Origin of the sequence: Erythrobacter sp. W302b (genome assembly GCF_046452395.1) — a bacterium.
GTDB lineage: Bacteria > Pseudomonadota > Alphaproteobacteria > Sphingomonadales > Sphingomonadaceae > Erythrobacter.
The window spans coordinates 2,862,881-2,885,615 of sequence record NZ_JBKFDH010000001.1 but is presented as its reverse complement, the minus strand read 5'-3'; the positions used below and the strand labels follow the sequence as shown (position 1 = coordinate 2,885,615).

At 66.3% G+C, this 22,735-nt stretch carries 18 protein-coding genes; 6 read left to right on the top strand and 12 right to left on the bottom strand.

Annotation, left to right across the window (positions count from 1 at the left end; translation table 11 throughout):
• Window positions 1-4 precede the first annotated feature (4 nt).
• Window positions 5-1,876, bottom strand: coding sequence for a heparinase II/III family protein (locus tag ACLBKT_RS13685; protein ID WP_410183459.1), 1,872 nt, complete (start codon window positions 1,874-1,876; stop codon window positions 5-7).
• A complete protein-coding gene (gene rpe, locus ACLBKT_RS13680; RefSeq protein WP_410183458.1) occupies window positions 1,876-2,538 on the bottom strand; it encodes a ribulose-phosphate 3-epimerase in 663 nt (220 codons plus the stop codon). The genes ACLBKT_RS13685 and rpe overlap by 1 nt, the downstream gene beginning before the upstream one ends.
• A 223-nt stretch (window positions 2,539-2,761) precedes the next feature.
• Between rpe and ACLBKT_RS13675 the strand changes: the two genes are divergently transcribed.
• Window positions 2,762-3,307: a DUF2141 domain-containing protein gene (locus tag ACLBKT_RS13675; protein ID WP_410183457.1), complete on the top strand. Its 546-nt coding sequence runs from the start codon at window positions 2,762-2,764 to the stop codon at window positions 3,305-3,307.
• Between the two features lie 6 nt (window positions 3,308-3,313).
• Here ACLBKT_RS13675 and ACLBKT_RS13670 read toward each other — a convergent pair whose 3' ends face one another.
• The 3 genes from ACLBKT_RS13670 to ACLBKT_RS13660 all read right to left on the bottom strand — a co-directional run bounded on the left by ACLBKT_RS13670 (window position 3,314) and on the right by ACLBKT_RS13660 (window position 5,902).
• Window positions 3,314-4,225 (bottom strand): hypothetical protein, encoded by a 912-nt coding sequence (locus tag ACLBKT_RS13670; protein ID WP_410183456.1) that lies wholly within the window; start codon window positions 4,223-4,225, stop codon window positions 3,314-3,316.
• A 10-nt stretch (window positions 4,226-4,235) separates the two neighbouring features.
• A complete protein-coding gene (locus ACLBKT_RS13665) occupies window positions 4,236-5,270 on the bottom strand; it encodes a diacylglycerol/lipid kinase family protein (RefSeq protein ID WP_410183455.1) in 1,035 nt (344 codons plus the stop codon).
• A gap of 191 nt (window positions 5,271-5,461) precedes the next feature.
• Window positions 5,462-5,902 (bottom strand): Lrp/AsnC family transcriptional regulator, encoded by a 441-nt coding sequence (locus ACLBKT_RS13660; protein ID WP_410183454.1) that lies wholly within the window; start codon window positions 5,900-5,902, stop codon window positions 5,462-5,464.
• 137 nt (window positions 5,903-6,039) lie between these two features.
• On the opposite strand from ACLBKT_RS13660, the gene ald reads away from it, so the two are divergent.
• Together ald and ACLBKT_RS13650 are read left to right on the top strand one after the other, a co-directional pair.
• The gene (gene ald, locus ACLBKT_RS13655; protein ID WP_410183453.1) at window positions 6,040-7,134 is read left to right on the top strand and encodes an alanine dehydrogenase; all 1,095 of its coding nucleotides are present in this window, start codon (window positions 6,040-6,042) and stop codon (window positions 7,132-7,134) included.
• Window positions 7,135-7,298: 164 nt separating this feature from the next.
• Window positions 7,299-10,073: a TIM-barrel domain-containing protein gene (locus ACLBKT_RS13650; protein ID WP_410183452.1), complete on the top strand. Its 2,775-nt coding sequence runs from the start codon at window positions 7,299-7,301 to the stop codon at window positions 10,071-10,073.
• Window positions 10,074-10,082: 9 nt separating this feature from the next.
• Here the strand turns inward: ACLBKT_RS13650 and ACLBKT_RS13645 are convergent, their stop codons facing one another.
• From ACLBKT_RS13645 to kdpF, 7 genes are all read right to left on the bottom strand, one after another.
• The gene (locus tag ACLBKT_RS13645) at window positions 10,083-12,248 is read right to left on the bottom strand and encodes a catalase (protein WP_410183451.1); all 2,166 of its coding nucleotides are present in this window, start codon (window positions 12,246-12,248) and stop codon (window positions 10,083-10,085) included.
• A 95-nt stretch (window positions 12,249-12,343) separates the two neighbouring features.
• The gene (locus tag ACLBKT_RS13640; RefSeq protein ID WP_410183698.1) at window positions 12,344-13,027 is read right to left on the bottom strand and encodes a response regulator transcription factor; all 684 of its coding nucleotides are present in this window, start codon (window positions 13,025-13,027) and stop codon (window positions 12,344-12,346) included.
• A complete protein-coding gene (locus tag ACLBKT_RS13635; protein ID WP_410183450.1) occupies window positions 13,020-15,671 on the bottom strand; it encodes an ATP-binding protein in 2,652 nt (883 codons plus the stop codon). Before ACLBKT_RS13635 ends, ACLBKT_RS13640 begins: the two co-directional genes overlap by 8 nt.
• A gap of 9 nt (window positions 15,672-15,680) precedes the next feature.
• Window positions 15,681-16,235: a potassium-transporting ATPase subunit C gene (locus ACLBKT_RS13630; protein WP_410183449.1), complete on the bottom strand. Its 555-nt coding sequence runs from the start codon at window positions 16,233-16,235 to the stop codon at window positions 15,681-15,683.
• Between the two features lie 14 nt (window positions 16,236-16,249).
• Window positions 16,250-17,908 carry a potassium-transporting ATPase subunit KdpA gene (gene kdpA / locus ACLBKT_RS13625; protein WP_410183448.1) on the bottom strand — a complete coding sequence of 553 codons (1,659 nt, stop codon included), beginning with the start codon at window positions 17,906-17,908 and terminating at the stop codon, window positions 16,250-16,252.
• Window positions 17,909-17,928: 20 nt separating this feature from the next.
• The gene (kdpB, locus tag ACLBKT_RS13620) at window positions 17,929-19,938 is read right to left on the bottom strand and encodes a potassium-transporting ATPase subunit KdpB (protein ID WP_410183447.1); all 2,010 of its coding nucleotides are present in this window, start codon (window positions 19,936-19,938) and stop codon (window positions 17,929-17,931) included.
• Window positions 19,938-20,027, bottom strand: coding sequence for a K(+)-transporting ATPase subunit F (gene kdpF, locus ACLBKT_RS13615; RefSeq protein ID WP_166546781.1), 90 nt, complete (start codon window positions 20,025-20,027; stop codon window positions 19,938-19,940). The genes kdpB and kdpF overlap by 1 nt, the downstream gene beginning before the upstream one ends.
• A 245-nt stretch (window positions 20,028-20,272) precedes the next feature.
• On the opposite strand from kdpF, the gene ACLBKT_RS13610 reads away from it, so the two are divergent.
• The 3 genes from ACLBKT_RS13610 to ACLBKT_RS13600 all read left to right on the top strand — a co-directional run bounded on the left by ACLBKT_RS13610 (window position 20,273) and on the right by ACLBKT_RS13600 (window position 22,733).
• The gene (locus tag ACLBKT_RS13610) at window positions 20,273-21,127 is read left to right on the top strand and encodes a TorF family putative porin (RefSeq protein WP_410183446.1); all 855 of its coding nucleotides are present in this window, start codon (window positions 20,273-20,275) and stop codon (window positions 21,125-21,127) included.
• Window positions 21,128-21,257: 130 nt separating this feature from the next.
• The gene (locus ACLBKT_RS13605) at window positions 21,258-21,962 is read left to right on the top strand and encodes a VIT family protein (protein ID WP_410183697.1); all 705 of its coding nucleotides are present in this window, start codon (window positions 21,258-21,260) and stop codon (window positions 21,960-21,962) included.
• A 150-nt stretch (window positions 21,963-22,112) separates the two neighbouring features.
• Window positions 22,113-22,733: a cytochrome b/b6 domain-containing protein gene (locus ACLBKT_RS13600; RefSeq protein WP_410183445.1), complete on the top strand. Its 621-nt coding sequence runs from the start codon at window positions 22,113-22,115 to the stop codon at window positions 22,731-22,733.
• The last annotated feature ends 2 nt before the right edge of the window (window positions 22,734-22,735 follow it).

The window sequence follows — 22,735 nt, the reverse complement described above, 5'->3', positions numbered from 1 at the left end:
AAATCTACCCTGTTTTCCTAAACAGCCAGGAGAATTGCCCCCCGCTGCGCAATGCCAGTCCTTCGATCACCAGCTGCTCGGTGGCATGGGGCCGGCCGTCACCGTCGACCCACAGGCTGTCCTCGGCAGTGAGAGTGATTGCGTCGGCACCCGCCCTATCGCCGCCGAGCCGGAATTGCCAGAGCCGACCATCGGGCAGCAGCAGGCTCGCGCCGCGCTTGTCGCCCGAAAGTTGCACCTCGACCCCGCGCCCCAGATGGAAGCGCAGGGCAAAGGCGATCTTGCCGCGCTTGCCGTTCTTCGAGGTCGGGATCAGGAGATCCTCGCCGGCCAATTCGGTGCCATCGGCAGACAGGGTCAGGATGCGTTGGTGGGTGAGGCCGAAGCGGCTGGCGTAACCATCGTGGGCGGCGTCAATCCGGGTCGCCTCGCGGCCGCGTGACGGCACGGTGCGGCGGTCGAGATTGACCGTCTCGACCCCCTTGCCGAGCTGGCCATTGAGCAGCACCGCGGTGGAATTGGCATTGTCCAGCACCAGCGTCGAGAATGCGGCGGTCGCCCGCAGGCCCTGCCCGATGCGCGCGGGAACCTGTCCGCCTGCCAGCGCCGCGCCGCCGCAATTGACGATGACGCGCTGCGGCCCATCGGACAATTCGAACGCCAGCGTCGATGCGCATCCGGTGCGCGCGTGCTTGGCGCGGGGCGGCGGGGCGGTGTCGAATTGCAGCAGGGTCTCGCCCGCCTTGGCCCGTTGATAGCCCCAGCCCTGCACCACCGACAGCGGCCGGGTGCGCACGCCGCTCGCTTCGATCACGGCGTTGATCCGGTCCGAAGAAATCGCGCCCTGTCCCTGCCAGCTGCCCAGCATCCCGTCGCCATGACGCAGCGCCAGCACGGGTGGCACCAGCAATTCGCGCATCACCTTGAGCGCGGCGGGCGGGGTCACTTGCACGGCCTCGTAACAGGCGATGAGATCGGTCAGCAGGCGGATCGCATCCAATTGTGCGGCAGGACAGCGCGACAGCACGCCGCCATCCTCGCCCACCATGTCGCCGAGCGCTTTGACGAGGCCTGCCTCGCCAAACAACCGGCGCGGCTTCCCGTGGGGGAGCAGCAGACCGGCCGCCACCACGCCCGCCCATGCCGCGACCTGCCCGAACCCTGCGTCCTCCCGCGGCGCGCGCTTGTCGAGCCAGGCGGCGGTTTCTGCAATGGCAGCCAGCAGGCGCGACTTCAGCTGCTTGTCCTGCCCGCCGAGCATCAGCGGAGCGTGAACCAGCCAAGCCACCAGCCGGAGACCGGTGTGCTCGGCCTCCCATGCCGGACCCTTGCCGACTTCGCGGTGCGCGTGAAGCCATTGCGTCGCGATCCGTTCAGCCACGGCAGCGCCATCGGCACGCGCGGCGCTGGCGGCAAGATCGGCGAGCCAGCTGAAAGAATGCAGCACCCGCTCCACCCCGGGCGCATGGCGCGCGGCGGCGGAGAAATCGAAGCTCGCGATTGGCAGGCGCGCGCCGTGGATCAGGAAGTGACCAGCGCGCAGCGCGGTGCCGGCGGCCCGGTCCCCGCGATTGGGGCTCTCGACCGTCGCCAGCACCCGCAGAGGCTGCGGTCGGCGGAACGGGGCGGCGAGCGCATGGCCCGGCACCCCGAGGCGATAGGCCAGTCGCATCAGCGCCTCGCCCGGCCCGGCCTTGACCGCGATCACATCGGACAGCGCCAGCGCACGCGATGGTTCGGCGAGGTGCGGCTGTTCGGGCGAAGGCGGCGCGCCTGGTTCAGCCCCGGTGGCCAGCGCCAGCACCGGATTATCGGCTACCCGCTCCACCAGCGCATCGGCACGGACGGAGGCCGAGTTGCGCAGCAGCGTCGCCATCAGCGCGCGCCTTTCAGGCCTGCAATATTGGCAGCATAGGCATCCGGCCCGCCCTTGAAGGTCGCCGAGCCGGCGACCAGCACATCGGCTCCGGCCTCCACGCACATCCGCGCGGTTTCGGCGTTGACGCCGCCATCGACCTCAAGATGGATCGCCCGGCCCGAGCGGGTGATCATCGAACGGATGCGCGCGATCTTGTCCAGCTGCGAGGCGATGAAGCTCTGCCCGCCGAAGCCGGGGTTGACGCTCATCACCAGAATCAGGTCCGCGAGGTCCATCAGATTGTCGAGCACTTCGACCGGGGTGCCCGGATTGATGACCACGCCCGCCTTCTTGCCCAGCGCCTTGATCGCTTGCAGCGTGCGGTGAATATGCGGCCCCGCTTCGGGATGGACGGTGATGATATCGGCCCCCGCCTCCGCAAAGGCCTGCAGGTAGGGATCGACCGGTGCGATCATCAGATGCACGTCGAACGGTTTCTTGGTGTGCGGTCGCAGCGCCTTCACCACATCCGGGCCAATGGTGATATTGGGGACGAAATGCCCGTCCATCACGTCGATGTGAATCCAGTCCGCTCCCGCCGCGTCGATGGCGCGCACTTCCTCGCCGAGCCGAGCGAAATCGGCAGACAGGATCGAGGGAGAAATCAAAGGTGATGGCATGGCGCGGGCTTTGGGCCTTTCTCGGACGCTGGACCAGTCATAGGAGTGCCGCGAATCGCGCCACAAGGCGCGGAACGGACCTTTTCCACCGCCAACATCCCTGTTTGTGTCAATTAAGCCGTAATTCAGGCACGGCTCGTCATAAGGCTTTCATGTCACGATGGCTTTGACATCGCGTCCTTGCTTGCGCGCACGCCCCTCTCCCCTTACCGATGAGATGTCCATGACCGGTTCTATGCCCTCTTCCCGCTTGCCGGATCGCACGTCGCCTGCGCTGTTGCCGGTGGTGGCGACCGGTCTGGCGATCGCCGGACTGGTCGCTGCGCCGCTTGCCGCGCAGCCCTTTACCTATGCCCGCACCGCTCCGAATGACATGAGCCAGTGTGCGCCGGGGAAGGGACCGGCGGTGCGCGTCGTGGTGAGCGGGCTGAAATCGTCCGCGGGCAATCTGTTCGTGCGCGCCTATCCCGCCAACAGCCGCGACTGGCTGGAGAGCAAGCGCTATATCATGCGGGTCGATGTCAAGCCGCAAGCTGGCAGCGTGACCGCGTGTGTGCCGCTGCCTGCGGCGGGTGATTATGCGATCGCCGTCCACCATGACGTGAACGGCAACCGCAAGTCCGATCTGTCTGATGGCGCGGGGATGTCGAACAACCCCGGGATCAAGAAGATCCTCGGCCTCGTCCCGCGACCGCCTTCAGTTGACAAGGTGCGCTTCAACGCCGGTTCGGGTGTCACCCGGATGGCGATTTCCATGCAGTATATGTGAGACGGCTTATCCCACCCGCTGCCGGCGACGGTGGCGGCGCAGGTCAAGCAGCACTTGCGGCGCGGCGAGCAGCGGGAAGCGTTCGCGGAAGGGCGTAATGGTGACGGGCATGCCCGTGTGCCGCTCGATCTTCCACGCAGCATAGCGCGCCGCGCCCTCGAACGTCGTGCTTGCCTTGACCAGCCGCAGCAGATTGAGCGGCTTCCCCATGCGGCGGCGGCGGTTCCACCAGCGCAGGATGCGCGCGCGCTCGGCAGCCGGAAGCTGGGGCGTGAGGGTGGAGCCATGCTGGCCGGGCGGGATGCCCCCTGCTTCCAGCGCGAGCGGCAGCAACCCGGCAAAATGCTCGGCATTGACGCTGAGGATGTCATTCTCGCGGCCTGATTTCTCGACCCGGAATTCCGCGCTGTAGGTGGCGCGGAACAGCGCGCGCCAATAATCCTCCGCTGTCCCGCTGGCCGGGCCAAGCGCCGCCGCCAGTCGTGCGGCGGTCGTGGCGGCCGAGGCGATGGCGGCGATCACTTCGCCGCGCGCGTTATCATCCACCGCCCAGATCAGCGCGCTTGGCTGAACGAACCGCGCCCAGATGGTGGTGTCGGTCAATTCACCGCTGGCAGCGCGGGCGAAGGTGGCCAGTCGCATGGTCGCGACCTTGGCACGCAATGTCGTGCCGTGATGATCGCGCTCATGGTAAGAGACGGTCGGCCAGATCGCGCTTTCGTGGGTGCCCGGCAGCAGGATATAGAAATCGAGCACGCCTTCGAGCGATCCGGTGCGCAGGTTCGACCCGTAGAACAGCACGGCCCGCGCGCCCGACGCATCGCCTAGCGCGCGTGCGAATTCCGCTACGGCAGGATCAATCGGAACAGCAAGGCGCGCGGCGATCCGTTCGGCGAGCGCCGAGGGCCCCGCACTCACTGTGCACCGCTCATGGCGCGATGAAGGCGAGCTCCGGCCCCTGTTCGATCAGGTAATCACCTGCCGGGAACGCCTCGCCATCAAGGATGAACTGATCGTCGATCGACAGGCTGAACTGGGTCGCAGCGAGCTGGTGGATGCCGCGCTCACGCAGGGAGCCACGCAGCTTGCCGAGCAATGCCAGCGGCACCAGCGCGGTGGTGCGCCGCGAAATCTGGTCGACCGCGACGAGTTTCAACCCGCTCTTGAGCGCGCCGAACGGCTTGATCCCGGCCGGCAGGCGCTCCAGCGTCGAGGCGAACAGCAATTGCCGCATTGTGGGATCGCCGTGGCCGCTATGCTCCATCGGTGCATCCGAGGTGCCGAGCCCGATCTGCATTCGCGCGCCTTTGCGCCACGGATTGCTCCGTCCGGCGAACAGTGATTGCAGCAGCGCCCAAATGCCGGTGACCGCCACGACCATGCTGTCAAACGCGCCGAGCTTGTGCGCGCTTTGTCCGGCCTGGGTCGCCTTGCTGAAAGCCCCTGCGCCGAGGATGAAGCCCGCAACACGCGAGCCGGGCTCATCCACCCGCGACACGGCCATCGGGCGGCGCCAGACGCGGGTACCGTGATCCAGCGCGTCAATCGCGTCTTGCAGCGTCCAATCGTCCGGCACGCCGAGATCGACGGTGAGGGCGTTGGTCTTTCCCTTGGGGAGAACGGCAATCGCGGGCCATTCATCGCCAAAGATCGTTTGTCCGCAGGTCAGCACGTCGCGCACAGTGCCATCACCGCCGTTGATGACCAGCAGATCGATCCCCTTGGCGGCGAATTCCGCCAGCGCCAGCGGCAACTGCCCGCGCTCGCGTGGCTGGGCGATGTGAACATGCGGACAGACGCCGCAATCGAAATCGGCGCCGAGATTGCGGTGGCTGCGCGGATTGTAGATCACGCCGACCGTCGGCGCCTGACCCACATCACGCACCCGCCGCGCGCGGCCGCGCGGCTTGTCCGCAGGGTCAACCCGCGGGACTTGGGCAAATTCGTAGATCGGCGTCGCCATGCTCGTCCTATAGTTGTCGGAAAACTAACTTTCTACCGCAATCTTGACCCGCAACTGTCACAGCAGCCCCACGAGATCGGCGGTCCGCACCGAAAAACAAGGGGGCCAGCGACGGGAGCAAGGCGGTTTGCGACGTGTGCCGTGCGGGCAAGGTTTGGGCGGGTGGGCCGGGGCCGAACGGGCCGCGCTGCCTAATCGCCGCCTTCCAATGTACGGATGGTGAACTGGCTCACCAGCCGCTGCACGCCCGGCAGCGCGGAGAGGATCTCGCGGTGGATCCGTTCATAACTGTCCTGTTCGCGCACCAGCACCTTGATCAGATAGTCGGATTGCCCGCTCATCAGATAGGCTTCGACGATCTGCGGCGTGCTTACCATCGCGCGCTCGAAGGCGAGCATGGTCGCCTGGCGCTGATCGGTGAGGGTGACCTGCACGAACACGGTAGAAGGGTTCCCCCGCGCCGCCGCCGACAGCCGTGCCCGGTATCCGATGATCGCACCGCTTTCCTCAAGCGCCTTCACGCGCCGATGGGCGGCAGAGGACGACAGGCCGACCCGCTCGCCCAGCTGCTCACCGGTGAGGCGCGAGTCCTCCGACAGCAGATCAAGAATTTTCCGGTCGATGCGATCCATACGCAGAATTTCTGCGCCAATTCAGGCCAAGGTGCAAGATTTTCCCGTCTGTGTCCTTCTCCGTGCCGATCATTGCGAAGAACGCGCATCGCCCTTCTGCTAAAGGCACCGCAGAGAGATCCAGCAGGAGAGATACCATGCGCGTCGGCGTTCCCACCGAGATCAAGAACAACGAATACCGCGTCGGCCTGACCCCGGCGGCGGTCGCTGAACTGACGCGTGCGGGCCACACGGTCGTGGTGCAGAGCGGCGCGGGGCTCGGCGTGGACTTTACGGACAGCGCCTATGTCGCGGCTGGTGCGGCGATCCTACCCGATGCGGCGTCGGTGTTCGAAGCGGCCGAGATGATCGTCAAGGTCAAGGAACCGCAGGCCGTCGAAGTCGCGATGCTGCGCCCCGACCATGTGTTGTTCACCTACCTCCACCTCGCCGCCGACAAGCCGCAGACCGAAGGCCTGATGGCCTCGGGTGCGACCTGCATTGCCTACGAGACGGTGACCGCGCCCGACGGCACTTTGCCGCTGCTGAAACCGATGTCCGAAGTCGCCGGGCGGATGAGCGTCCAGTGCGGCGCGCATTATCTCGAAAAGCACCAGGGCGGACGCGGCGTGCTGCTCGGCGGCGTCCCGGGTGTGGAGCCGGGCAAGGTCGTGATTCTGGGGGGCGGGGTCGCGGGCGTGAACGCGGCGCAGATGGCGGTCGGCCTGCGCGCCGATGTGACGATTTTCGACATCTCCAATCGCCGCCTCGCGGAACTCGACATGGTGTTCGGCAACCAGATCCGCACCGCCTTTGCTTCCTCCGCTGCCATTGCCGAAGCGGTGGCGGGCGCTGACCTCGTGATCGGCGCGGTGCTGGTGCCGGGTGCTGCTGCGCCCAAGCTGGTGACCAAGGAAATGATCGCTTCGATGCGCCCCGGCACGGTGGTGGTCGATATCGCGATCGATCAGGGCGGCTGTTTCGAAACCAGTCATGCCACGACCCACGAAGACCCGGTGTTCGTGGTGGATGACGTGATCCATTACTGCGTCGCCAACATGCCCGGCGCGGTGGCACGCACCTCGACCATGGCGCTCGGCAACGCGACGCTGCCCTTCGTGCTGAAGCTGGCGAACCTGGGCGCCGAGGCGGCGATGGCGGCCGATCCGCATCTGGCGGCTGGGCTTAACGTATCGGGCGGGAAGCTGCACATTCCGGCCGTGGCTGAAGCGCTGGGCCTGCCGCTGGGTTGAGCCCTGTCAGCCGGGGTTGCACCGCCGCTCCCCCGCCACTAGCCTGCATCCCCGGGAGTTCGCGGCGAAAGCTGCGGTGAAAGGGTGGGGATGCAGCCGTGCAGGGATCAAAATTGGTAGCGGTAACATGGAGGGTGCTCGCGGGTTTTGCGGGATCGGGGTGGATGCTCGCGGCCCAAGTCTCGGCTGGCGAGGTGCAGCAGGTGGCGCATGGCATGATCGTCACCACCGATGCGGGGGAGCAGGTGCGCGTGCTGGCCTATGCCGATGGCACGTTCCGCGTGACGGTGGCCGAGACCCTGCCCGATGGCCGGCCGTCGGCCATGGTAATCGCCGAAGCGGACGGCACGCCTGAATTTCGGCTGGAGGGCGAAGTGGCCACGTTGGCCCTGCCTCAGGCCTCCGCCGCGGTACGTCTTGCCGATGGTCACATCGCGATCCGCGATCCACAGGGCGCGATACTGCTGGACGAATATGCCCCCGCGCGCCGCCTTTCCCCCGTCACTATCGAGGGCCAGCCATGGCTCGCCTCGCGGGTCCAGTTCAACCGGGGGACGGAGGAGGGGCTTTACGGCCTCGGTCAGCACCAGAACCGCCAGATGAATTACAATGGCGAGGATGTGGAGCTCGCCCAGCACAACATGGCGATTGCCATTCCCTTTCTCGTCTCGACCAAGGGCTACGGCATCCTGTGGGACAACGCCGCGATCACCCGCGTCGGCGATCCTGAGCCCTATGCCAGGCTGGTGCTGGACTGGCGGGCGGAGTATTTCCTTGGCAGCCGCAAGGTGCTGGAGCGGACAGAAAGCGCGGTCGATTATCAATACCTCAAGGATCAGACCCGCTGGCCCGCCGAGGCAAAGGCGGCGACGGTCGCTGCGACGACTGGCCAGAACACGCAGGGCAATGCCGTCGAGACCCAGCGCGTGGTGTGGACCGGCAGCTTCACCCCCGACAAGGCGGGCACGCACAAATTCCGGCTCTATTCCTCGTCCTATGTGACGGTGTTCGCGGATGGGAAAGAGGTGCTCTCCCGCTGGCGGCAGAACTGGAACCCGTGGTATCACAACTTCCAGCTCGACCTTGCGGCGGGAAAGCCCGTTGCGCTGCGCATCGAGTGGGAGCCCAACCAGGGCTATATCGCGCTTGACCACGCAGACCCCTTGCCGCCCGAGGACCGCCACGCGGTCAGCTTCGCGAGCGAAGCGGGCAAGGCGGTCGATTACTACGTGGTCCCCGCCCCCTCGATGGATGATGCCATCGCCGGATACCGTCGCCTCACCGGCAAGGCGCCGATGATGCCGCGTTGGGCCTATGGCTTCTGGCAATCACGCCAGCGTTACAACACCCAGGCCGAGGTGGTGGGCGTGGTGCAGGCCTACCGTGACCGCAAGATTCCCATCGATACAATCGTGCAGGACTGGTTCTACTGGCCCGAAGACAGCTGGGGCTGCCACTGCTTCGATCCTGCGCGCTTCCCTGATCCGGCCGCGATGGTCGACGCGGTCAAGGCGCTGAATGGCCGGGTGATGATCTCGGTCTGGCCCAAGTTCTATCCCGATACTGTGCACGGCAAGGCGCTGCGTGAGCGCGGTTTCCTCTATGAACGCCCGCTCGAAGCCGGCCAGCGCGATTGGGTGGGTAAGGGCTATGCCAACACCTTCTACGACCCCTACCTGCCGGAGGCGCGCGCGCTTTACTGGAAGCAGATGCAGGACACGCTTGTGCCGCTGGGCTTCGATGCCTGGTGGATGGACGCGACCGAGCCAGACTGGCACTCGAACCTTTCGGTGGCAGAGCGCGCCTTCCAGATGACCTCACCCACCATTGGCGTCCCGGGGGCGGCGATTTTCAATTCCTATCCCTTGCCCCATGCCGAAGGCGTGGCCGAGGGGCTGCGGCAGGCCCAGCCAGACACGCGCCCATTCATCCTCACCCGCAGTGGCTTTGGCGGGATCCAGCGCGCGTCCGCCGCGCTGTGGTCGGGCGATGTCGCGGCGCGGTGGGACGATTTGCGCGACCAGATCAGCGCGGGCCTCAATCTCAGCCTCGCCGGGGTGCCCAACTGGACGCATGACATCGGCGGCTTCGCGGTCGAGGATCGTTTCAGCAAGCAGGACCCGGCGCACCTCCCCGAATGGCGCGAGCTTTACCTGCGCTGGTTCCAGTTCGGCGCGTTCTCGCCGCTGTTTCGCAGCCACGGCGAGTTTCCGCAACGCGAGACCTACATCGTCAGCGAAGGCGATCCGGCGATGCTGGACGGTCTCACCCACTACCACCGCCTGCGCTACCGCCTGCTGCCCTATATCTACACGCTGGCCGCCGCGACGCATTTTGACGACGCGACGATCCTACGTCCGCTGGTGATGGATTTCGAGGGTGACCGGAGGGTCTGGGGCATCGACGACCAATATCTGTTCGGCCCTTCGATCATGGCTGCGCCGGTGACCGCGTTCGAAGCCCGCTCGCGGCAGGTCTATCTGCCGGAAGGGGGCGACTGGTTCGACGCGCTCTCCGGCAAGCCACTGAAGGGCGGGCAGACCGTCACCGCTGCCGCCCCGCGCGAGCGGATGCCGCTGTTCGTCCGGGCCGGAGCGATCATCCCCGCCGGGCCGGACGTGCAATGGTCCGGCGAGAACCCGCAAGGCCCGCTGACGCTTCATGTCTTCGCCGGGGCCGACGGCCGCTTCACGCTCTACGAGGATGCGGGCGCCGACATGGGCTATGCCCGCGGCGAATTCGTCCGCATCCCGATCACGTGGGACGATGCCGCCCGCACGCTGACGCTGGGCGCGCGCGAGGGGAGCTTTCCCGGCATGGCCGAGACGCGCGCGATCACCGTGATCCTTCACGATGGGCAGGCACCGGGCGACGTGTTCGACCGACGCGACGGCCGGACGTTGATCTACACCGGCCAGCCCCTCGCTGTCGGACTGTAGCGCCCCGGATCACGCCAGATCGCGCACCTCGGGTTCGCGGTGCCAGTGACGGATGGGGCCAACGCCCATGAAGTCCTCGGGATCGACCACCCCGTCGTCAGGCTCGATATTGGCCTTGGGCAGCAGGTGCTGGCGCGTTCCGCCACAGGCACCGATCGTCTTGCAGTGATACCAGGCGTCCGCAAACCACGCGACCGCGCCGACATCACCCGCCAGTTTCTCGGCCCGTTCGGGCATGAGGATGGCCACGACCGCATCGAACAGGACAGAGGGCGATCCCGCAAGCTGGCCATCAGCCTTGAGCTTTCCGCCCTTGACCTTCAGCGGCCCGATCTTCGGTGCGACGAGGAACGTCGTGCCGCCTTGTTTGGCGATATCGGCCACCAGCGTGTCGATCATGGCCTTGTCTGATCCTTCGTCGAACAGGATGCCGATCTTGCGGCCCTTGAAGGTCGGCTTGGCACGCTTCTGGATCGACAAGGCGTCCGAGGTTCCCAGGTCAACCGGTTCCTTGGCGGCGGGAGCCTTCTCGGGCAGTTCGATTCCAAGGCCGTCCGCCACGCGCCGGGCGAGATCCTCGTCAATATTGCGCAACCGGGCAATCACCGCTGGCGGGATGTGGGGGATCAGCACCTTCGATAGTTCGAACACCAGTGCCGAGGCGATGTGCGCCTGCTCATTCTCGGTCTGCGAGCGATAGAACAGCTGCGCCTGGCTGTAGTGATCGGCAAAGCTCTCTGCCCGCAGGCGCAGTTTCTCGGCGGGGTTGTTGCGTTCCGCGTTGTCCCGGAACGAGGTGAACCCGGTCTCCGGGCAGGCGCGCGGACCGCCATCCTCACCTGCTTCGGCCAGCGAATTGGGCTCGTAATTGGCGCGGCCTGTCGGCACCAGCGTCTGCATCATCCCGTCGCGCTGCATATTGTGGAACGGGCATTTGGGCGCGTTGACCGGGATCTGGTGGAAATTGGTGGTGCCGAGCCGCGACTTCTGCGTGTCGAGATAGCTGAACAACCGGCCTTGCAGCAGCGGATCATTGCTGAAATCCATCCCGGGCAGGATGTTGGTCGGCATGAAGGCGACCTGTTCGGTCTCGGCGAAGAAATTGTCGACATTGCGGTTGAGCGTCATGCGCCCGATCACCTCGACCGGGATCTCCTCTTCCGGGATCAGCTTGGTCGCGTCGAGTACGTCGTAGGGCTGCTTGGCCGCCCATTCCTCGTCAAACACCTGCACGCCCAGATCCCACTGCGGGAAATCGCCGCCATCGATCGCTTCCCACAGGTCGCGGCGGTGGAAATCGGGATCGGCCCCGGCGATCTTGACCGCCTCGTCCCAGGTGGTGCTTTCAAGACCAAGCACAGGCTTCCAGTGAAACTTCACGAAGCGGCTTTCACCGGCCGCATTGATCAAGCGGAAGGTGTGAACGCCGAAGCCCTCGATCATCCTGAGCGAACGCGGGATGGCGCGGTCCGACATCGCCCACATGATCATGTGCATGCTTTCGGGCATCAGGCTGACGAAATCCCAGAAGGTATCGTGCGCACTGGCGGCCTGCGGATAGCCGCGGTCGGCCTCCATCTTCACGCTGTGGACGAGATCGGGGAACTTGATCGCATCCTGAATGAAGAACACCGGGATGTTGTTGCCGACCAGATCCCAATTGCCTTCTTCGGTGTAGAGCTTGACGGCAAAGCCTCGCACATCGCGCGGCGTGTCAACGCTGCCCGCGCCGCCCGCGACCGTCGAGAACCGGACGAACACCGGGCAGGTGTTGCCCTTTTTCTGGAACAGGCCAGCGCGGGTCCATTCGGGGATTGCGCGGGTCACTTCGAAGGTGCCGTGCGCACCCGATCCGCGGGCATGGACGATCCGTTCGGGGATGCGTTCGTGATCGAAGTGGAAGATCTTCTCGCGCAGCACGAAGTCTTCGAGCAGGGTCGGCCCCCGCTCGCCCGCGCGCAGCGAGTTCTGGTTATCGGCGATGCGGTGGCCGTGATTGTCGGTCAGATGGGCCCGGCTTGCGTCGTGATCGCCATCGGACGGAATGTCCTGGTGCAGTTCACCGGCATTGCCTTCGTTTTGCGCAAAAGCGGCAGAGCCGCTCCCTGGTTGGTGTTCGCGCAGGGCGTTGTGGGTCGCGGGTGATGTTTCACCGGGGGCTTTGCTGCGGGGCATGGGGGAATTCCTCCGGTTACGCCAATGGGGAAACCCATGGGTTACCGGTGAACAGGGGCGCGCACCCTAAACGACTTTAGCGTCGTGGTTGAGCCTCAGGTCTCCGCCACCCGGTAACCCACCCCCGGCTCATTGATCAAAAGCCGCGGGGTGGCTGGTGCCACTTCCAGCTTGCGCCGCAGCGACCGGATCGCAACCCGGAGATAGTCCAGATCGTGCCGGTGCGCCGGGCCCCACACCTGTTCGAGCAGGCTCTCATGCGTGACCACGCGCCCGGGCCGGTCGGCCAGGGCCCATAGCAGGTTGAACTCGCGCGGGGTCAGTTCGGCCCGCTCGCCGCGCACCATCACCTCATGCGTATCGCGGTCGATATGGCCGCCCGCAAACTCGCGCCGGTGGACATTGATGAGCGGCCCCGCCTTGCGCCTCAGTGCAGAGCGGATGCGGGCGAGCAATTCCTCGCTGTCGAACGGCTTGGTGACGAAATCGTCCGCGCCCAGATCGAGCGCGGCGACCTTCTCCTGAGTCGCGTCGCGTGCGGTCAGGATGATCACCGAGAGACCCAGCGCCGCGAGTTGCGGGACGATCTCCAGTCCGTCGCGGTCCGGGAGGCCGAGATCGAGCAGCGCCACCAGCGGCGCTGGGGTCGCCCCGGCATAGCGCAGCGCTTCGCCCGCGTTGGCGGCCTCGGCATGGGTGATGCCCGCGCGGTCAAGCGCGCTGGTCAGGAGCCTGCGGATCGACGGCTCGTCATCAATGATGAGAACGTCCTTACGCATCATCTGTGGGGCGTAGCGCTTTACTGCCGCTTGCCGCAACCGGCAAGGTCACGACAAACGCCGCGCCCCCGCCTTCGCGATTGCGGGCTGCGATGTGTCCGCCGAGCGCCTCGGTGAAATTGCGCGCGATCCACAGGCCGAGGCCGGACCCGCCGACCCGGTCACTTCCTTCGAGGCGTTCGAAGCGTTCGAACAGGTTGGCGTGATCGGGCGGCAGGCCGGGGCCACGATCCCGGACGGTGCAGGTGACGCCATCGGGCGCTGTGTCGATTGCAACGTCGACGCGGGTGTCCTCGGGCGCGAACTTCAGCGCATTGTCGATCAGGTTGATCAGCACATGGCGCAGCAAGACCGGGTCGCTCAGGATCAGCGGGCAATCCGATGCGATGCGCGTATCGACCCGCCCGCCATCGCGGTCCTGCCTGAGATCACGCAGGACCGCCGCGACCACGTCGGTCAGGTCAAGGGTTTCAAGCCGCGGCTCGATCGCCCCATGTTCGATCCGCGAGGCTTCGAGCAGGTCACCCAGGAACCGTTCGAGCCTTCGGGCTTCGGTCCGCGCGATGCGGACTTCTTCGGCATAATCGCCCATGGCCGGGATCGTCTCGGCAGCGGCGATCACGGCCGTCAGCGGCGTGCGCAGATCATGGGCGATGCTGCCGAGCAAGGCGCCGCGCAGCCGGTCCCGTTCGCGCAAGCCATCAACCTGCCGCGCGTCTTCTTCCAGCACCAGCCGTTCATGGGCGAGTGCCGTCTGATCGATCAGAGAGGCCAGCAGGGTGGCATCGTCCGCGCGGATCACGCGGCCTTGTTCGGGCCGCGCCACCCCCAGCGCCCCCATGATCCCCAGTGCCGTCTGGAGCGGATGGAACTGCCAGTCGGAAGCATTGAGCGTGCCGGTATCGCGGCCGGTCGCTTGCCCATGCTCCAGTGTCCAGCGCGCCGCCGCTTCGTCCACCAGATCGAGCCGCCGGTAGCTGTCGTTCCCACGCACAACCATATGCCCTGCCTCCTCGGCAACGATAATCGCCTGGACGCCCAGCAGCGCGCCGATCTCGCGGCAGGCGACGCGCGCGGTTGCGTCGCGGTCGGACACGCCGCCAAGCAGCCCGGCAAATCGTGCGAGGCTCGCGTTGAGGCGCGCCACGCCGGCGCTGGTTTCGGCCTGCCGCCGCACTTTGCCTGCGAGCGCTCCGATCACGCCCGCTACCAAAGCCAGCGCGGCAAAGGTCAAGATGTCGCCAGCGCTGGAGATGAACAAGGTGAAGCGCGGCGCAGTGAAGAAGAAATTGTAGGCCAGAGCCGCGAACACCGCCGCCCATAACCCCGCTTGCAAGCCGATCATGCTGGCCGCGACAATCACCGGCAGCAGCAGCAGCATATCGATCGCACTGGAAGGAAGCCACGTCTCTGCCAGCCACAGCGGCACAATCATGGCGACCACCAGCATCAGCGCCACCGCCGGGGCAGCGTAGGGATTGGTCTCGCGCACCGGCGCGGGCCGCTCGTCCGCCTCATCCAGCGGCACGACCTGAACCGCTATCCCGCGCGCCTTGCGGATCACATCCTGCGCGATCGAGCCATGGCGCCACTCGAACCAGCGGCTGCGGCGGCTCTTGCCAACCACGATCTGGCTTGCGCGCAGTTCCCGCGCCTGATCGACCAGGGCTTGGGCCACGTCCGTTGCGGCGACCGTCATCAGGCCTGCGCCCAGCGACGAAGCCAGCGCGAGATTCTCGGCGAGCTGTTCGCGCTGACTGCCCGCGACGCCGCGCGCGCCGCCGCTCTCGACCACGACGGCGGTCCAGGCCGCATGGGCAAGATCGGCGAGCCGCTTGGCATGGCGGATCACCCGCGCCCCGCCCTTGCCGGGGCTGACGGCGACGAGCAGGCGTTCGCCCACAGCAAAGTCGCCCTCGGCCGGACTGATAGCGAGATCGTCGAACAAGCGGCGGTCGACCGATCCGGCCGCGAACCGCAGCGCCAATTCGCGCAACGCGGCCAGTTTGGCCGGGGTGAAGAAGTTGGCGAGCGCCTGTCCGGCCGTTTCGGGCAGGTAGATCTTGCCCGCATGCAACCGCTCGATCAGCGCTTCGGGCGGGAGGTCGACAAGGATGATCTCGGCGGAATCGAGGATGCTGTCCGGCACCGTCTCGCGCACCCGGACATGGGTAAAGCCGGCGACGATATCATTGAGGCTTTCGATGTGCTGGATGTTGAGTGTGGTGGCGACGTCAATTCCCGACACCAGCAGTTCGGCCACATCCTGCCAGCGCTTGGGGTGGCGGCTGCCGGGGGCGTTGGTGTGGGCCAGTTCGTCGACAAGGATCAGGCCGGGGCGGCGCTCCAGTGCGGTATCAATATCGAATTCGTCGAGAGCATGACCCGCGTAGGTGATCGTTTTGCGGGGTAGCACTGCGAAGGGTTCGAGCAATATTGCGGTCTCGCTGCGGCCGTGGCTTTCGGCGATGCCGACGACCACATCCACGCCCTCACTCTGGCGCCGCGCTGCATCCTGCAGCATCCGGTAGGTTTTGCCGACGCCGGGAGCGGCGCCGAGGTACACTGTCAGCCGCCCCCGCGCCTCGCGCTGTGCGAGGCGCAGGAAGCGCTCTGCATCAGTGGTGGGGCGCGGGCCGTCCATAGGGCTCGCCTACTGCGCCAACCGGTCGAGCGCCAGATTGAGTTCGAGCACATTGACGATCCGCTCTGGTGCCAGCGTTCCGCCGACGCTGATCGCCTGACCCTCGACGAGCTGCTTCATCGCCGTCACGGTCAGGCCGCGCGCTTTGGCCACGCGGTCCACCTGATAGAGCGCTCCGGCAAGGCTGATGTGGGGATCAAGCCCCCCGCCCGATGCCGCCACAAGGTCGGCGGGGATCGGGTTGGCCGCCGTAGCGCCATAGGCGGCGATCGTATCTTCGGCGCGCCTTGTCAGATCGGGACTGGTGGGCGACTTGTTGCTGCCCGCCGCTCCCATTGCTTTGTAATCGGGTGCGGAGGGACGGGGCCAGAAGTAGCGCGGGCTGGTGAACTTCTGCGCGACCAGCTTGCTGCCCACCGCCCTGCCGCCGACCTCGATAATCGAGCCGTTAGCGCTGTAAGGCGTGATCCCTTGCGCAAAGCCGAGGATCAAGGCGGTGTAGAGCACCACACAGACGAGGAAGGTGACCAGCCAAAGGCGGATCGAAGGAAGGATGTATTGCATCGCGGCAGTGCTCCTCAGCGCATCAGGGTGACATGCTCGGCAATCGGGCCGAGCGCGGCAGCGGGAAAGAAGGTGAGCGCGCCGAAGATCAGGATGACGAGGAACAGCATCACCCCGAAGGTCGGCCCCTCGACACTCAGCGTCCCCGCGCTCTCGGCGCTGCGGCGCTTGGCCATGAGCGAGCCGACGATCGCGAGTGGGACGATGATCGGCAGGAAGCGCGCGATCAGCATGACGATCCCTGTGGCGATGTTCCAAGCCGGGGTGTTGTCGCCCAGCCCTTCGAAGCCGGAGCCGTTGTTGGCGGCGGCAGAGCTGAACTCGTAGAGAATCTCGGAGAAACCGTGCGCGCCGGTGTTGTTGAGCGTGTCGAGGCCCCAGGGGGTCGCCGCGAACAGCGCCGTCCCGCCAAGGATCAGCAAGGGGTGACTGATAAGCGCCAGCACGACCAGCCGCATCTCGCGGCCTTCGATGCGGTGACCGAGATATTCGGGCGTCCGCCCCACCATCATCCCCGCCACGAACACCGCGAGCGCGATGTAGAGGAACATGTTGATCATGCCGACGCCGACACCGCCGAAGGTCTCGTTGAGCCACATTCCGGCCATCGGCACGAGGCCGGTCAGCGGATTGAGGCTGTCGTGCATCGCGCCCACCGAGCCGTTGCTGGTGGCGGTGGTGAGCACCGCCCACAGCGGCCCGGTGATCGCGCCGAGGCGCAGTTCCTTGCCTTCGAGATTGCCGACATCCTGCTGCACCGGGAGGTTGGTGAAGGCCATGGTGGGCGCGCTTTCGAACGTGACGGCGGCGGTGAGCTTGATCGCCAGCAGTGCGGCCATCACGCCGAAGATCACGGCGGCGTGACGGGGACGATTGATCATCCGCCCGAACATCCAGACGCAGGCCATGGGGATGAGAATAAGCGAGGCCATTTCGACGAGGTTCGCCCAGAAGCTGGGGTTTTCGAGCGGATGCGTGGAGTTCGGCCCGAAGAAGCCGCCGCCATTGGTGCCCAGCTGCTTGATCGCGACAAATGCCGCCACCGGCCCGCGCGCAATGGTCTGCGCGGCGCCTTCCAAAGTGGTGACGTTCGCCGCGCCCTCCAGGGTCATCGGCACACCCGAAAGCGCGAGCCATGCAGCGACAATGATCGCCAGCGGCAGCAGGATCAGGAAGCTCGCGCGAGCCACGTCGAGGAAGAAGTTCCCCATGCTTGCCTGCCCTCCAATCCCGCGCGCCAAGGCAGCCAGAGCCGCGATGCCGGTCGCGGCCGACACGAATTGCAGCCACATCAGCCCGCCGAGCTGCGCGAGGTAGCTGAAGGTGCTCTCACCCGAATAGTGCTGGAGATTGGTGTTGGTGGTGAAGCTAGCTGCCGTGTTGAAGACCAAGTCAAGGCTGGTCGCCCCCTGTCCGTCGGGGTTCAGCGGCAGCAGGTGATGAGTCGTCAGCAGCGCGAACACGAAGCCGAACATCACCACGTTGAAGGCGGCGAGAGCGAGCGCATAGGACCTCCAGTCCTGCTCCCCCGCGCTGCCGGTGAGAGTGGTGAACATCCGGTCGGCGCGGGCGAAGCGGCCCGAGAACAGCGCGGCCATGTATGTGCCGAGCGGCCACGACAACAGCGCCGTGCCGCCGATGACGAGCGTGATGGTGAGAAGGCTTGCAAGCATGGGTCAGGTTCCTTTGCGGCTCAGGCGAGGCCAAGGCTGGCGACCGCGAGGTCGATCAGCTTGATGCCGACGAAAGGGGCGATCACGCCGCCGCCGCCATAGATTGCGAGGTTGCGCAGCAGCTGGCTGGCAGCGGGCATGGGGCGGTAGGCGACCCCTTTGAGGGCCAGCGGGACCAGCAGCGGAATGATCAGCGCGTTGAAGATGATCGCGGACAGAATCGCGCTTGAAGGGCTTGCCAGCCCCATCACATTGAGCGCGCCCAGCCCCGGATAGAGCACCACGAAGATCGCCGGCAGGATCGCGAAATATTTGGCGACGTCATTGGCGATCGAGAAGGTCGTGAGCGCCCCGCGCGTCATCAGCAATTGCTTGCCGATGCCGACGACCTCGATCAGCTTGGTCGGGTCGCTGTCGAGATCGACCATGTTGCCCGCCTCGCGCGCGGCCTGGGTGCCGGTGTTCATCGCCACCCCGACGTCCGACTGCGCGAGCGCGGGGGCATCGTTGGTGCCGTCGCCGCACATGGCGACCAGCTTGCCCTCGGCCTGCTCCTTGCGGATATAGGCGAGCTTGTCCTCGGGCGTGGCCTCGGCGAGGAAATCGTCGACCCCGGCCTCGGCGGCGATGGCGGCGGCGGTGAGCGGGTTGTCGCCGGTGATCATCACCGTGCGGATGCCCATGCGCCTGAGTTCAACGAAGCGTTCGCGGATCCCTGCCTTGACGATGTCCTTGAGATGGACCGCGCCGAGCAGTCGACCATTCTCGGTCACGGCAAGGGGCGTGCCACCGGCCTGGGCAATCCGGTTGGTGAGCTGCCGCAACTCGGCGACACCGGCCTCGGGGAAGTCCCCGAGCTTGAGGACGGCATCGACCGCACCCTTGCGGATGCTGCGACCCTGCTGGTCGATGCCGCTGACCCGGGTCTGGGCGGTGAAGCCCACCACCTCCGCATCAGGCGCAAGCGGTTCGCCGTCGCCCGCCAGCACCACGATGGAGCGGCCTTCGGGCGTCTCGTCGGCGAGGCTGGCAAGCCGGGCGGCAGAGATCAGGTCGGCCTCGGCCACACCGGTCAGCGCGACAAACTCGCTCGCCTGCCGGTCACCGATGGTGATCGTGCCGGTCTTGTCGAGCAGCAGCGTGCCGATGTCCCCCGCCGCCTCGACCGCGCGGCCCGACTTGGCGAGCACGTTGAAGCGGATCAACCGGTCCATGCCCGCGATACCGATGGCCGAGAGCAGCCCTGAGATTGTGGTCGGGATCAGCGCCACGAACAGCGCGATCAGCACGGGCACCGCAATGCTTCCACCCGCATAGGCGGCGGAGGCGGGCAGCGTGCCGACCGCGATCAGGAACACCAGCGTGAGGCCGGTGAGCAGGATCGTCAGAGCGATTTCGTTGGGGGTCTTCTGGCGGCTCGCGCCTTCAACCAGCGCGATCATCCGATCGAGGAATCCTGCCCCGGGTTCGGCTGTCACCTTGATGCGGAGTTCATCCGAGATCACGGTCGTTCCCGCCGTCACCGCCGAGCGGTCGCCGCCCGCTTCGCGGATCACGGGCGCGCTTTCGCCGGTGATGGCGGCCTCGTTGACCGAAGCGACCCCGGCCACGACTTCGCCGTCGGCAGGGATTTGCTGGCCTGCAACCACCAACACCACATCGCCGCGTTGGAGCTGGGTGGCGGGGATCTGTTCTGCCGCACCATCGCGTCCGATGCGGTAGGCGACCAGCTGATCCTTGGTCGCTCTCAGGCTCGCCGCCTGCGCCTTGCCGCGGCCTTCAGCCAGTGCCTCGGCGAAGTTGCCGAACAGCACCGTCAGCCATAGCCAGAACACCAGCTGGCCCTCAAAGCGCGGATCGCCCGTGCCCATTGAGAGGTTGTAGAACAGCACCAGCGTCGCTGCCGCCGCGGTCACCGCGGTGGCGAACATCACCGGATTGCGCGCCAGCGTCCGCGGATCGAGCTTGGTGAAGGCGTCGCGGATGGCGGGCCCCATCAGCGCGCGGTCGAACATCCCGGCGCTTGCCATCAGAACCGCTCCGGCTTGAGCAGCACGAACACCAGATAGGCAAACAGGCCGAGCGCGACGAGCGCGGCCAGCAGGAGGTCGAAGGTCATCAAAGGCTCCTCAAAGGGGAGCCGTCCCAATGCGCGCGCAGCCCATGAAAAGTCGCAGGGGGTTCAGGGGCGCTGACATTAAATCCGCGTGAAAGCGGTGCGCGCCCGTTGTTGCCAAGTGGCCGGTTTCATGCGGCTTTCATGCCCTCCAGCCGCAATCCGCATGGTGATTTAACGGCAAGGCGGAGGAATTGCGCAGGCTCGGGGCAGCCCTTTCGGCTGCGCCGCCAGAAGGAACAAATCCCATGCGTTTTCTCCCCATCGCCGTGCTGGCAACCATCGCCGCTGGTCCCGCCTATGCCCAGCAAGCCGAGGAAGGGCCGGGCGAAGCGGCCGAACCCATCACCGTCTCGGGCAGCGCCGGCCTCACCACCGATTACCGCTTTCGCGGCGTCTCTCAGACAGATGGCGGACTGGCGGTGCAAGGCGGCATCACCGCCACGCACACAAGCGGCGTCTATGTTGGCGCCTGGGGCTCGAACCTTGCCGGCTGGGGCACGTTCGGCGGGGCCAATATGGAGCTTGATCTGTACGCCGGGGTGGAGGTGCCGGTGGGAGCGGGGACGCTGGATACCGGCCTTGTCTGGTACATGTATCCCGGCGGCGCGGACAAGACCGACTTTGCCGAGCTTTATGCCAAGCTGTCCGGCACCGTCGGCCCGCTCGCTTTGACCGCAGGTGTGGCCTATGCGCCGCAGCAAGAGGCGCTGGGCCATGTCTTTTTCACTGGCGCAGCGGCTCAGGCCGGACGGTCGGATGATCCTGGCGACAAGGAGGACAACCTCTATCTGTCCGCTGACGCCGTCTATGCGCTTGGCGGCACCCCGGTCAGCCTCAAGGCCCATCTCGGCTACTCGGACGGCAATCCCGGTCTTGGTCCCAATGCCACCAGCGTCGCGCCGACCGGCACCTATTTCGACTGGTCGATTGGTGCGGACATCACGCCACGAGCAGGGCTGACCTTCTCGATCGCCTATGTCGACACGGATATCTCGCGGGCGGAGAGCGCTTACCTCCAGCCGGGTTTCTCGCGCGGTCAGGATGGTGTCGGCGCGCTCGCTGGTTCCACGGTTCTGGCTGCGGTAACGGCGTCCTTCTGATGGGTCCAAGGGAGGGGCGGCCTGTTCGTCCCTTCTGCCGGCACAAGCTCCCGCAGTTGCAATTCGGCCCCGATCGGCGGACACTCACGCCTCAGAGCCGGGGAGCAAACCCGGCGGAGCCACAAGAATGATGACAACCGCCAGCGCCCACCCCGATGATCCGCACTATGTTCACCGCACGGGCTGGTTGCGGGCCTCCGTGCTCGGCGCCAATGACGGGATCATTTCGGTGTCTTCGCTGATCATCGGGGTGGCGGCGGCGACGCCTGAACCGGGTGCGATCATGGTCGCCGGGGTGGCAGCGCTGATGGCCGGGGCCATGTCGATGGCGGCGGGCGAATACATCTCGGTCTCCAGTCAGGCCGATTCCGAACAGGCCGACATTCGCCGTGAGGCCGAGGCCTTGGCCGCGACGCCCGCCGACGAAGAGGCGGAGCTCGCCGCGATCTACCGTGCGCGCGGCCTTAGCGAACAGACCGCCGCTGCCGTGGCACGCGAGCTGACCACGCTCGATCCGCTGGCCGCGCATGTGCGCGACGAACTCGGCCTGTCGGACCAGCTTTCGGCCCGCCCGTTGCAGGCGGCACTGGCGTCAGGGCTGACCTTCAGCGCGGCGGCGGCCGTGCCCCTGGTGGCGGCGTGGCTTGCACCGGCCGGTGCGATCGCCTTCACCGTGGTGGCGGTGTCGATCCTCGCGCTGGCCATCCTCGGCGCGCTTGGCGCCAAGGCCGGTGCCGCACCGCTTGTCCCGGCAACGCTGCGGGTCGTGGGCTGGGGCGTGTTCGCGATGGCGACCACGGCTCTGGTGGGCCGCCTGTTTGGGGTCAGTGTCTAAGGCACGGGCCATAAGCTCCTGCTTAGGCAGGCCCGGATAAGCAGATCGCCAATCGCGCGGCCGCATTTGCCGCCGCACATGATGCGGGCCAGCGGCTCGCTTGTCCCTTTGTCCCGCGCAGTCGCTGGCACCCTTCACAAAGGATGCGCCATGACCGCTGCTACACATCCCGCTCGCCGCCGCTGGGATCCGATTGTCCGAATCACCCACTGGTCGATCGCCTTGGCGGTGCTCGCCAATGCCCTCATCACCGAAGAAGGCTCCGCCCCCCACATCTGGGTTGGCTACGGGCTCGCCGCAATCCTTGGGCTGCGCCTGCTGTGGGGGCTGATCGGCCCGGCCGAGGCGCGCTTTGCCGCCTTTTGGCCAAGCCCGCGCAAGGCGCTCGCCCATCTGCGCGACATCCGGACTGGCAGTGTCATCCCGCACGCCTCGCACAATCCGCTGGGCGCGCTGATGGTCTATGCCATCTGGAGCTGTCTGCTGACGATCATCGCCACCGGAATCGCGATGGCCGGACCGCCTCCCTGGGACGCTGCGGAGCGGGACGAGGACCGTGGCAGCATCGCCGTTTCCCCGCAGAACTATGATGAGGACGGCGATGAGGAGGACGGCGAAGCGGAAGGCGAAGAAGGCCCGCTCGGCGAAATCCATGAAACCGCCGCCAATCTGCTCTACCTGCTGATTTTGCTCCACCTTGCCGGGGTGATCTTCGAGACCCGGCGGAGCGGCAAGCAGGTTCTGGTGGCGATGGCTCCGTTCGGGCGATAGGC

Bases quoted from the DNA above. Each gene is read 5' to 3' on its own strand.
- ACLBKT_RS13685 (WP_410183459.1), bottom strand. From the start codon at position 1,876: ATGGCGACGCTGCTGCGCAACTCGGCCTCCGTCCGTGCCGATGCGCTG.
- rpe (WP_410183458.1), bottom strand. From the start codon at position 2,538: ATGCCATCACCTTTGATTTCTCCCTCGATCCTGTCTGCCGATTTCGCT.
- ACLBKT_RS13675 (WP_410183457.1), top strand. From the start codon at position 2,762: ATGACCGGTTCTATGCCCTCTTCCCGCTTGCCGGATCGCACGTCGCCT.
- ACLBKT_RS13665 (WP_410183455.1), bottom strand. From the start codon at position 5,270: ATGGCGACGCCGATCTACGAATTTGCCCAAGTCCCGCGGGTTGACCCT.
- ACLBKT_RS13660 (WP_410183454.1), bottom strand. From the start codon at position 5,902: ATGGATCGCATCGACCGGAAAATTCTTGATCTGCTGTCGGAGGACTCG.
- ald (WP_410183453.1), top strand. From the start codon at position 6,040: ATGCGCGTCGGCGTTCCCACCGAGATCAAGAACAACGAATACCGCGTC.
- ACLBKT_RS13650 (WP_410183452.1), top strand. From the start codon at position 7,299: ATGCTCGCGGCCCAAGTCTCGGCTGGCGAGGTGCAGCAGGTGGCGCAT.
- ACLBKT_RS13645 (WP_410183451.1), bottom strand. From the start codon at position 12,248: ATGCCCCGCAGCAAAGCCCCCGGTGAAACATCACCCGCGACCCACAAC.
- ACLBKT_RS13640 (WP_410183698.1), bottom strand. From the start codon at position 13,027: ATGCGTAAGGACGTTCTCATCATTGATGACGAGCCGTCGATCCGCAGG.
- ACLBKT_RS13635 (WP_410183450.1), bottom strand. From the start codon at position 15,671: ATGGACGGCCCGCGCCCCACCACTGATGCAGAGCGCTTCCTGCGCCTC.
- ACLBKT_RS13630 (WP_410183449.1), bottom strand. From the start codon at position 16,235: ATGCAATACATCCTTCCTTCGATCCGCCTTTGGCTGGTCACCTTCCTC.
- kdpA (WP_410183448.1), bottom strand. From the start codon at position 17,908: ATGCTTGCAAGCCTTCTCACCATCACGCTCGTCATCGGCGGCACGGCG.
- kdpB (WP_410183447.1), bottom strand. From the start codon at position 19,938: ATGGCAAGCGCCGGGATGTTCGACCGCGCGCTGATGGGGCCCGCCATC.
- kdpF (WP_166546781.1), bottom strand. From the start codon at position 20,027: ATGACCTTCGACCTCCTGCTGGCCGCGCTCGTCGCGCTCGGCCTGTTT.
- ACLBKT_RS13610 (WP_410183446.1), top strand. From the start codon at position 20,273: ATGCGTTTTCTCCCCATCGCCGTGCTGGCAACCATCGCCGCTGGTCCC.
- ACLBKT_RS13605 (WP_410183697.1), top strand. From the start codon at position 21,258: ATGACAACCGCCAGCGCCCACCCCGATGATCCGCACTATGTTCACCGC.
- ACLBKT_RS13600 (WP_410183445.1), top strand. From the start codon at position 22,113: ATGACCGCTGCTACACATCCCGCTCGCCGCCGCTGGGATCCGATTGTC.